The organism is Streptomyces longispororuber, from assembly GCF_014656095.1.
Lineage (GTDB): Bacteria > Actinomycetota > Actinomycetes > Streptomycetales > Streptomycetaceae > Streptomyces > Streptomyces longispororuber.
In genome coordinates, this window is sequence record NZ_BNBT01000224.1 from 1 (window position 1) to 9,832 (window position 9,832).

General features: G+C 72.9%; 8 protein-coding genes and 1 pseudogene. 7 read left to right on the forward strand and 2 right to left on the reverse strand.

Annotated features, from left to right (window positions below; all coding sequences use genetic code 11):
- From IE330_RS36235 to IE330_RS36260, 6 genes and pseudogenes are all read left to right on the forward strand, one after another.
- A pseudogene (locus tag IE330_RS36235) lies at nucleotides 1–576 on the forward strand (hypothetical protein); the annotation flags it as partial.
- A gap of 186 nt (nucleotides 577–762) precedes the next feature.
- A complete protein-coding gene (locus tag IE330_RS36240) occupies nucleotides 763–1,605 on the forward strand; it encodes a nitrilase-related carbon-nitrogen hydrolase (protein WP_190140435.1) in 843 nt (280 codons plus the stop codon).
- Nucleotides 1,602–2,885 carry an aspartate aminotransferase family protein gene (locus tag IE330_RS36245; RefSeq protein ID WP_190140436.1) on the forward strand — a complete coding sequence of 428 codons (1,284 nt, stop codon included), beginning with the start codon at nucleotides 1,602–1,604 and terminating at the stop codon, nucleotides 2,883–2,885. Before IE330_RS36240 ends, IE330_RS36245 begins: the two co-directional genes overlap by 4 nt.
- A 78-nt stretch (nucleotides 2,886–2,963) precedes the next feature.
- A complete protein-coding gene (gene hydA, locus IE330_RS36250; protein ID WP_190140437.1) occupies nucleotides 2,964–4,367 on the forward strand; it encodes a dihydropyrimidinase in 1,404 nt (467 codons plus the stop codon).
- A 9-nt stretch (nucleotides 4,368–4,376) separates the two neighbouring features.
- Nucleotides 4,377–5,432 carry a TIGR03842 family LLM class F420-dependent oxidoreductase gene (locus IE330_RS36255; protein WP_190140438.1) on the forward strand — a complete coding sequence of 352 codons (1,056 nt, stop codon included), beginning with the start codon at nucleotides 4,377–4,379 and terminating at the stop codon, nucleotides 5,430–5,432.
- Between the two features lie 12 nt (nucleotides 5,433–5,444).
- The gene (locus IE330_RS36260; protein WP_190140439.1) at nucleotides 5,445–6,149 is read left to right on the forward strand and encodes a DUF4232 domain-containing protein; all 705 of its coding nucleotides are present in this window, start codon (nucleotides 5,445–5,447) and stop codon (nucleotides 6,147–6,149) included.
- Here IE330_RS36260 and lplAB read toward each other — a convergent pair.
- Together lplAB and IE330_RS36270 are read right to left on the reverse strand one after the other, a co-directional pair.
- Complete coding sequence (lplAB, locus tag IE330_RS36265) at nucleotides 6,115–7,179, reverse strand: lipoate-protein ligase LplAB (RefSeq protein WP_190140440.1); 1,065 nt, start codon at nucleotides 7,177–7,179, stop codon at nucleotides 6,115–6,117. The two genes, IE330_RS36260 and lplAB, sit on opposite strands and share 35 nt — an antisense overlap.
- Before the next feature lie 144 nt (nucleotides 7,180–7,323).
- On the reverse strand, nucleotides 7,324–8,712 hold the full coding sequence (locus tag IE330_RS36270; protein WP_190140441.1) for a hypothetical protein: 1,389 nt from the start codon (nucleotides 8,710–8,712) through the stop codon (nucleotides 7,324–7,326).
- Nucleotides 8,713–9,132: 420 nt separating this feature from the next.
- Here IE330_RS36270 and IE330_RS36275 point away from each other — a divergent pair.
- The coding region (locus IE330_RS36275) for a hypothetical protein (protein WP_190140442.1) at nucleotides 9,133–9,832 on the forward strand (700 nt) is incomplete at its 3' end.

The following is a 9,832-nucleotide window of genomic DNA, read 5'->3' on the forward strand; positions in this document are numbered from 1 at the left end:
GTCCAGGCCGTGGACGAGCCCCCGCGCCCGGCCCCGGCGTCCGGCGCCGACGACGAGCGCGCCACCGCCGACGCGGTGCGGGCCCTCATCCAACTGCGCGCGCAGGGCCGCGGCGGCGAGGCGCACGGCGTGCTCGTCGAGGCGGCCGGGTGGCCGGCCGCGCGGCTGCCGCTGTTCGCCGAGGAGCTGCACCACGCGGGCCTCGCCGCCGACTGGGCGACCCTGCTGTGGGAGGCCGCGTCGCTGCCCCCGGACCGGCTGGTGGCCGTCGCCGACGCGCTCGCGGGCGCGGGCCGCGCCGAGGACTGCCGCAAGCTGCTGCGCCAGGGCGTGGCCCGGCCCGCGCCGGAGATCGCCGAGTCGCTGCTGGCGCTCCTCGACGCGGGCCGTGCCCGCGAGGCCCGCGCGCTCCTGGACGCGTACGTACGCGTACGCACCGCGGAGGACGTCGCGGCCTGCGCGCACACCGACGCGCAGCGGCTCCTCCCGCTGCTCCTGGAGACCGCCAAGGCGGTGTCGGACGAGCACCACTGGGACCTCGTGCACGCGCTGCGCGTCGCGGGCTTCACCACCTGACCGCGCGCCACCGGGCTCGGCGGAGCCGGCCGTTCCGCGCCCGCTCGGGTGGCGGAGCATGATCGACTCCGGCGCGTGCCGACGATGGTCTTGGCAAGGCCGTCGATGGGGCTTACGTTCGTCTGTCTACGCACCAAGTCTACGGGCGTAGAGGCTCTCTGACGTCCTGTCGAAGGAGCGCAGCTCATGGCCAACGTCGTCCGCGCCGCCCTCGTCCAGGCCACCTGGACCGGCGACACCGAATCCATGATCGCCAAGCATGAGGAGCACGCCCGCGAGGCCGCCCGGCAGGGCGCCCGGGTGATCGGCTTCCAAGAGGTCTTCAACGCCCCGTACTTCTGCCAGGTCCAGGAGAACGAGCACTACCGCTGGGCGGAGCCGGTGCCGGACGGACCCACCACGCGCCGCATGCGGGAGCTGGCCCGCGAGACCGGCATGGTGATCGTCGTGCCCGTCTTCGAGGTCGAGCAGTCCGGCTTCTACTACAACACGGCCGCCGTCATCGACGCCGACGGCAGCTACCTGGGCAAGTACCGCAAGCACCACATCCCCCAAGTCAAGGGGTTCTGGGAGAAGTTCTACTTCCGCCCCGGGAACCTCGGCTGGCCCGTCTTCGACACCGCCGTCGGCCGCGTCGGCGTCTACATCTGCTACGACCGCCACTTCCCCGAGGGCTGGCGCCAGTTGGGCCTGAACGGCGCCCAGCTCGTCTACAACCCCTCGGCGACCTCCCGCGGCCTCTCCGCCCACCTGTGGCAGCTCGAACAGCCCGCCGCGGCAGTCGCCAACGAGTACTTCGTCGCCGCGATCAACCGCGTCGGCCAGGAGGAGTACGGCGACAACGACTTCTACGGCACGAGCTACTTCGTCGACCCGCGCGGGCAGTTCGTCGGCGGAACGGCGAGCGACAAGACGGAGGAACTGCTCGTCCGCGACCTGGACTTCGACCTGCTGGACCAGGTGCGCGAGCAGTGGGCGTTCTACCGGGACCGCCGCCCGGACGCGTACGAGGGGCTGGTCAAGCCGTGACGGACCTGTACACGCGGCACAAGGCCGTGCTCCCGGACTGGCTCGCGCTCTACTACGCGGACCCGGTCGAGCTCACCCACGGCGAGGGCCGCCACGTGTGGGACGCCACGGGCCGGCGCTACCTGGACTTCTTCGGCGGCATCCTCACCACCATGACCGCGCACGCCCTGCCGGAGGTCACCAAGGCCGTCGCCGAGCAGGCGGGCCGCCTCATCCACAGCTCCACGCTGTACCTGAACCGCCCCATGGTGGACCTCGCCGAGCGGATCGCCGCCCTGTCCGGCATCCCCGACGCGCGCGTCTTCTTCACGGCGTCCGGCACGGAGGCGAACGACGCCGCGCTGCTGCTCGCCACCACCCACCGCCGCTCCAACCAGATCCTGGCGATGCGCAACAGCTACCACGGCCGCTCCTTCGCCACGGTCGGCATCACCGGCAACCGCTCCTGGTCGCCCACGAGCCTGTCCCCGCTCCAGACGCTCTACGTCCACGGCGGCGTCCGCACGCGCGGCCCCTACGCCGCCCTCGGCGACGCCGAGTTCACCGCCGCGTGCGTCACCGACCTGCGGGACATGCTCGGCCAGGCCGGCGGCTGCGTCGCCGCGCTGATCGCCGAGCCGGTCCAGGGCGTCGGCGGCTTCACCTCACCGCCCGACGGCCTGTACGGGGCGTTCCGGGAGGTCCTGGACGAGCACGGCATCCTGTGGATCGCCGACGAGGTGCAGACCGGCTGGGGCCGCACCGGCGACCACTTCTGGGGCTGGCAGGCGCATGCCCAGGCGGGCCCGCCGGACCTGCTCACCTTCGCCAAGGGCATCGGCAACGGCATGTCGATCGGCGGCGTCGTCGGCCGCGCCGAGGTCATGAACTGCCTGGACGCCAACTCCATCTCCACCTTCGGCGGCTCGCCCGTGACCATGGCCGCGGGGCTCGCCAACCTCACCTACCTCCTCGAACACGACCTCCAGGGCAACGCCCGCCGCGTCGGCGGCCTGCTCATCGAGCGGCTGCGTGCGATCTGCGCCCAACTGCCCGCCGTCCGCGAGGTGCGCGGCCGCGGCCTGATGATCGGCGTCGAGCTGGTCCGGCCGGGCACGGACGAGGCCGCCCCCGACGCGGCCGCCGCCGTCCTGGAGGCGGCCCGCGAGGGCGGCCTGCTGCTCGGCAAGGGCGGCGGCCACAGCACCAGCGTGCTGCGGATCGCGCCGCCGCTGACCCTGACGGTCGCCGAGGCCGAGGAGGGCGCGGCGATCCTCGAACGGGCCCTGCACAGCCTGTGACCCGGCGGCCCGTCCGCGCGGTCCGCGCGGACGGGCCGCGGCCCCCGCAGCCACGAGACACCGAGGGAGCGTACGACCATGGGGACCCGCACCCTGATCCGCGGCGGACTCGTCGTCACCGCCGCCGAAGAGACCCACGCCGACGTGCTCGTCGAGGACGGCCGGATCGCCGCGCTCGCCGCGCACGGCACCGAGGCCGCCGCGGCGTGGACCGCGGACCGCGTCATCGACGCGCGCGAGAAGTACGTCATTCCGGGCGGCGTCGACGCCCACACGCACATGGAGCTGCCGTTCGGCGGCACCTTCGCCTCCGACTCCTTCGAGACCGGCACCCGGGCCGCCGCCTGGGGCGGCACCACCACCATCGTGGACTTCGCCGTGCAGACCCAGGGCCGCTCGCTGCGCTCGGGCCTGGACGCCTGGTACGCCAAGGCCGACGGCAAGTGCGCGATCGACTACGCCTTCCACATGATCCTCTCCGACGTCAACGAGCGGACGCTGAAGGAGATGGACCTCCTCGTGGAGGAGGGCATCACCTCCTTCAAGCTGTTCATGGCGTACCCGGGCGTCTTCTACAGCGACGACGGGCAGATCCTGCGGGCCATGCAGCGCGCCTCGGCCAACGGCGGTCTGGTCATGATGCACGCCGAGAACGGCCTCGCCATCGACGTCCTGGTCGAGCAGGCCCTCCAGCGCGGCGAGACCGACCCCCGCTTCCACGGCGAGGTCAGGAAGGCGCTCCTGGAGGCCGAGGCCACGCACCGCGCCATCCAGCTCGCCCGGGTCGCGGACGCTCCGCTGTACGTCGTCCACGTATCGGCCGAGGAAGCCGTCGCCGAGCTGACCGCCGCCCGCGACCAGGGCCTGCCGGTCTTCGGCGAGACCTGTCCGCAGTACCTGTTCCTGTCCGCCGACAACCTCGCCGAGCCGGGCTTCGAGGGAGCCAAGTACGTGTGCAGTACGCCGCTGAGGCCGCGTGAGCACCAGGCGGCGCTGTGGCGCGGGCTGCGTACCGACGACCTCCAAGTGGTGTCCACGGACCACTGCCCGTTCTGCTTCAAGGGGCAGAAGGAACTGGGCCGTGGCGACTTCTCGAAGATCCCCAACGGCCTGCCGGGCGTGGAGAACCGCATGGACCTCCTGCATCAGGCCGTCGTCGACGGCCACCTCACCCGCCGCCGCTGGATCGAGATCGCCTGCGCCACCCCGGCCCGGATGTTCGGCCTCTACCCGAAGAAGGGGACCATCGCCCCGGGCGCCGACGCCGACATCGTGGTCTACGACCCGCACACCGAGCAGACCATCTCCGCCGCGACGCACCACATGAGCGTCGACTACTCGGCGTACGAGGGAAAGACCGTCACGGGCCAGGTGGAGACGGTCCTCTCGCGCGGCGAGGTCGTCATCGACCGCCGCACCTACACCGGCCGGGCCGGACACGGCGTGTACACGCCACGCTCCACCTGCCAGTACCTGAACTAGGAGGTTCCCGTGGAGTTCGGACTCGTCCTCCAGACCGATCCGCCCGCGTCCGAAGTCGTGGGCCTGATGCGGCGTGCCGAGCAGAACGGCTTCCGCTACGGCTGGACCTTCGACTCGGCCGTCCTGTGGCAGGAACCCTTCGTGATCTACAGCCAGATCCTGGAGCACACCCAGGACCTGGTCGTCGGCCCGATGGTCACCAACCCCAGCACCCGGACGCCGGAGGTCACCGCCTCCACGTTCGCGACGCTCAACGACATGTTCGGCAACCGCACCGTGTGCGGCATCGGCCGCGGCGACTCCGCGATGCGCGTCGCGGGGCGCACCCCCGACACCCTGGCCCGGCTCGGCGCGTCCATCGACGTCATCCGCGACCTCGCCGAGGGCCGCGAGGCCGACGTCGGCGGGCGGACCCTGCGCATCCCCTGGGTCAAGGACGGCAGGCTCCCCGTGTGGATGGCCGCGTACGGCCCGAAGGCGCTCGCGCTCGCCGGGCGCAAGGCCGACGGGTTCATCCTCCAGCTCGCCGACCCCTATCTGACCGAGTGGATGGTCAAGGCCGTCCGGGACGCGGCCGCCGAGGCGGGGCGCGACCCGTCCGCCGTCACGATCTGCGTGGCCGCGCCCGCGTACGTCAGCGCCGACCTCGCGCACGCGCGCGAGCAGTGCCGCTGGTTCGGCGGCATGGTCGGCAACCACGTCGCCGACCTGGTCGCCCGGTACGGCGAGCACTCCGGGAAGGTCCCCGAGGCCCTCACCGCGTACGTCAAGGAGCGGCAGGGCTACGACTACCGCCACCACGGGCGGGCCGGGAACCCCGACACCGCCTTCGTGCCCGACGAGATCGTCGACCGCTTCTGCCTCGTCGGCCCGGCCGCCGCGCACCTCGACAAGCTGCGGACGCTGAAGGACCTCGGCGTCGACCAGTTCGCCCTGTACGCCATGCACGACGCCCGCGAACAGGTCATCGACGCCTACGGGGCGGAGGTCATCCCGGCCCTGACCGGATCTCCCGGCCCCGGCCCGATCCCGCCCCGCGAAGGGGGCGCGGCCCGGCCGGCGTGACATGATCCTGCCGTGACCCTCCTGCCGCACAGGCCCCTCGGAACCGTCGCCGTCCTGGCCGCCGCGCTGCTCGCCACGGGCTGCGGGCGGGCGGACCGACACGGCAGCGACGACGGACGGGGAGCCGGGGCCGGGGCCGGGGTGCCGTCCCCGCTCGACCCGTCGCCCGCGCCCTCCGTCGACGACGGCGCCCCGCGGTACGGCTTCGCGCCGTCCCAGCCCACCCGGGACTGCACCGACAGGACCGGCACCCTGCTGGAGGCGGGCCCCGTGGAGAGCGCGATGGGGCTGCGCGCGATGACGGTGTGGCTCACGCACTGCGGCGCGGGCGGCTACCTGCTGGACGGCTACCCGGTCCTCCAGGTCCTGGGCGAGGACGGCACCGCGTACGACGTCCACAGCCTCAAGGGCACGCAGGCCGTCACCACGGCCGTGGAGGACCCCGGGCCGCACCCCGTGGCGCTGCGGACCGGCGACTCGGCGACGGTGTCGGTCGTCTGGCGCAACACCTACACGGACACCACGGAGGACCCCGTCAAGGGCGAGCGCCTCCAGGTGCTGCCCCGGCCCGGCGGGCCGGCCGGGAGCATCGCCCCCGAGGGCGGGATCGACATCGGCAGCACGGGCCGCATCGGCGTCACCGCGTGGCAGAAGGCGCCCCCGGCACCGACCGGGACCGCGCCTACGGCACCCGGGCCGTCCACTCCGGCGAGCTGAACTTCGTCCGTGCCAGCTCCTGGGCGCGCGCCAGCTCCGCGTCGGTGACCTTGCCCTCCGCCAGGCCGTACCGGCCGCGGAAGGAGTCGACCATCCGCTCGATGACGGCCTCCCGGGGCAGACCGGTCTGGCGGCGCAGCGGGTCCACGCGCTTCTTGGCGCTCTTGGTGCCCTTGTCGGAGAGCTTCTCGCGGCCGATGCGCAGCACGTCGAGCATCTTGTCGGCGTCGATGTCGTAGGCCATGGTCACGTGGTGCAGGACCGCGCCCGGGCCGCCGCCCGGGCCGATCATCCGCTTCTGCGCGGCGCCCGCGATCTTCCCGGCGTCCGTGGCGATGTCGTTCAGCGGCTGGTACCAGGCCTTGACGCCCATGTCGCCGAGCGCGCCGAGCACCCAGTCGTCCAGGTAGGCGTAGCTGTCCTGGAACGACAGGCCCTGCACGAGGGCGTCCGGCACGGACAGCGAGTACGTGATGGTGTTGCCCGGCTCCACGAACATCGCGCCACCGCCGGAGATCCGCCGCACCACGCCGATGCCGTGCCGGGCGGCGCCCTCGGGGTCCACCTCGTTGCGCAGCGACTGGAAGCTGCCGATGATCACCGAGGGGGCGCCCCACTCCCACACGCGCAGCGTCGGGGGCCGCCGTCCGGCGGCGACCTCCTCGGTGAGCACCTGGTCGAGCGCCATGTGCAGCGCGGGCGGCTGCGGGCCCTCGTGGACGAGCTGCCAGTCGTAGTCCGTCCAGTCCGTGGCGTGCGCGAGGGCGCGGCGCACGGCGATCGCGACGCCCTCCGCCGTGAGGCCGTACATGACCGTGCCCGGCGGCAGCGCCGCCTCCACGCGGGCGGCCAGACCGGGCGCGTCCGTGTCGGCGGGGGCGCCCTCCAGCGCGGCGTCGACGGCGAGGATCGCCTCGTCCGGTTCGAGGAAGAAGTCCCCGGCCACCCGCACGTGGCGCAGCACGCCGTCCTCGACGTCCAGATCGACCACGACGAGCTTGCCGCCGGGGACCTTGTACTCGCCGTGCACCGATTCCTCCAGTGTGTGCCTGGCCCCCGGTCCGCCGTGCCCGCACGCGTCCCGGACCGTGTCCGTGATGTCCCCCCACGCTAACGCAGCGCGGGTCCGGGGACCGCCGGGCACGGTCCGGCGGCCCCCGGGCGGCCGGGCCGGTCAGACGACGCGGCGCTGCGGCTTGCTGAAGGGGCAGGGCTGGGAGAAGAACTCCTTGCGTTCCTGCACGTCCTGGAAGTTGGACTGGGTGGAGGCGCCGGTCGCGGCCAGCAGCATCCCGTCGGTGGACTCGGGTCCGTCGAGGTAGGCGGCGAGGGGGCTGCCGGTGGCGCTCAGCGGTATGTGGGCGCCGTGGCCGGGGCGGGCCGTCGGGTCGGCCTGGGCGGCGTTGTCGCGCATCTTGCGCACGGTGCGGATGGCGTCCGGGGCGCCGGTGAGGGACTTGGTCTCCATGCCGCCGAGGTTGTTGCGCGGCAGGTGCAGGTGCATGTCGCGCCAGGCGAAGATGAACACGCGCAGACCCACGCCGTGGCGCTCCAGACGGGGCAGGAACGGGTCCTGGGAGCCTTCGTCACGCAGCCGGGCGAGCTCCTGGCCGAACTGCTCGAACAGGTCGGTGAAGAGGTGGAAGCGCATGCTGACCGAGTGGCTGCCGCTGGTCAGGCCGAGGTTCTCGCGGATCTGGTGGTAGTCGTGGGTGCTGAGGTTGTCCACGATCGGCGGCAGGCACACCTCGACGGGGTCGAACAGCTCGGCGGCGCCGTCCAGGATGTCCACGGCCCTGGCGAGGTCGCCCTTGCGGGCGTGGAGGATGGCCGCCTCGATGCGGTCGTTGATCTCGCGTACGAGCAGTTCCGGTATCTGGTGCAGGGCGCGGAACTGGGTGAAGTAGGTGTCGCCGGTCAGGTGGTGCTCGTGCACGGCGTGCCGCAGCCGCTCGGTGGCCAGCAGGCGGGCCGGGTCGGCCCCCGGGGCGGGGTGGGCGGACTTGGCGAGGTTGGCGCTCCACACGCGGGCGTCGTGGTTGGCGACGCGCACGCAGTGCAGCACGTTGAACCAGGGGTCCTCCAGGCCGCGTTCGGCGATGATCCGGTCGACGTCGACGCTGCCCTGTGCGGCCAGGTCGGCGAGTTGCCGGTCGAAGCGGCGCAGCGCCGGTTCGAACTCGGCGTAGGCGGGGGTCGCCGCGACCTCCCAGCGGGGCGTGTCGGGGGGCAGGGTGCCGCTGACGCGCAGGGCGGCGAGGCTGAGCCGCACCAGGACGCGGTGGAAGCTGCGCACCCAGTGCAGGGCGGCGACGCAGCGCTCGACGTCCCTCGCCCGCAGGTGGCCGGCGGCGCGGTCGAGGAGGTCGGTGAGGTTGTACAGGGCGATCTCGGCGGACTGGTGGAGCCCGACGAGCAGCGCTTCCGGAGTCACCGGTTCCGCGGTGGCCTCGGCGCGTGCGTCCTCAATGGCGCGCAGGCTCTGAAGGGCGTAGTAATGCTCGGCGATGACACCGCGCTCATTGTGCGCGGCGGGTCGGTCGACGGCGGGGTCAAGAGGCAAGGGACTTCCCTTCGCAAGTAATTGACGAACCATCGGGACCGTCCCGGGGCGGCTGTTCGAAAGGTCCGCCGCGGAACGTACGTGAATGGTGTGCGCCTCGCCCGGGCACGGGTCGGAGGCCATAAACTGCGCGGTTTTCCCCTGTCCGGTCGCCAGGACGCGTACGGGGGAAATGAGAGGGTGTCCGCCCGCCGGTACCCGCACGTCACGGCGGGGCGCGCGGTCGGGTGGACGGGGCTGTTCACTGGTACGGAGCGCACACTGCCCGCCGGGCGGACCGGTGCGCTCGCCTCGTTCTCCGGTCGGCGGAACCACCCTCGCCCACTTCGGCGCCGAGTGGTATGGGTAAATGTGCGTATCGACATCCGGGGGACGAGGCAGAAGTGCGACAAGACGTTTCGGGGAGTGACCGTGTCAGATATGGCTGCCTTATCCGTGAACCACTATGAACGCATGCTCGACCTGGCCGTCCTGGCCTTACGGGAACCGGATCCACGACGGTTATGGGACCCGGTCGTCACGGAGTTACTGAAGGCCTGCGGCGGTGAATTCCTCTTCCTCAGACGGGACGGCCCGGAGTGCGCCGGGGGCGCCATGCGTTCCTGGGGTGCGGACGGCGCCGCCGGAGCGGACCTCGCAGCGGTGCGCCGCCACCTCCACAGCGCCTGCCCGCTGGCCGCCCACTACGCGACGACCGGCGACCGGACCCCGCGCACCGCGGCGGACGTGCTCGGCGACCAGGAGTGGGGCGCCAGCCGGACCGCGGAGCTGCTGCGGACCGCCCTCGGCGCGGACCACCTCCTCGGCCTGCCGCTGACGGACACCGCACGGCCGTTCCGCTCCTTCCTGATCTGCCGCTCCGGGTCCGCCTTCACCGCGGCCCACCTCGCCTACGCGCGGCGCATCCAGCCCCTGCTCGCGGCCGTCGACCGCCAGGCCGAACTCCTTGAGCGCTACCGCGCGTCCGGCGCGTCCGACGTGTCCGGCGCGTCCGACGTGTCCGGCGCGGCAGGCGGGGGAGCAGCCGGTGGCGGCACGGGCGGTGGCGGCACGGGTGGTGACCGCACGCCCCCCGAGGGCGCGCCCGCTGCCGGGGCACGGCACGACGGCGCACGCCCCG

Coding starts and splice junctions, on each gene's coding strand:
- IE330_RS36240 (WP_190140435.1), top strand. CDS start 763: ATGGCCAACGTCGTCCGCGCCGCCCTCGTCCAGGCCACCTGGACCGGC.
- hydA (WP_190140437.1), top strand. CDS start 2,964: ATGGGGACCCGCACCCTGATCCGCGGCGGACTCGTCGTCACCGCCGCC.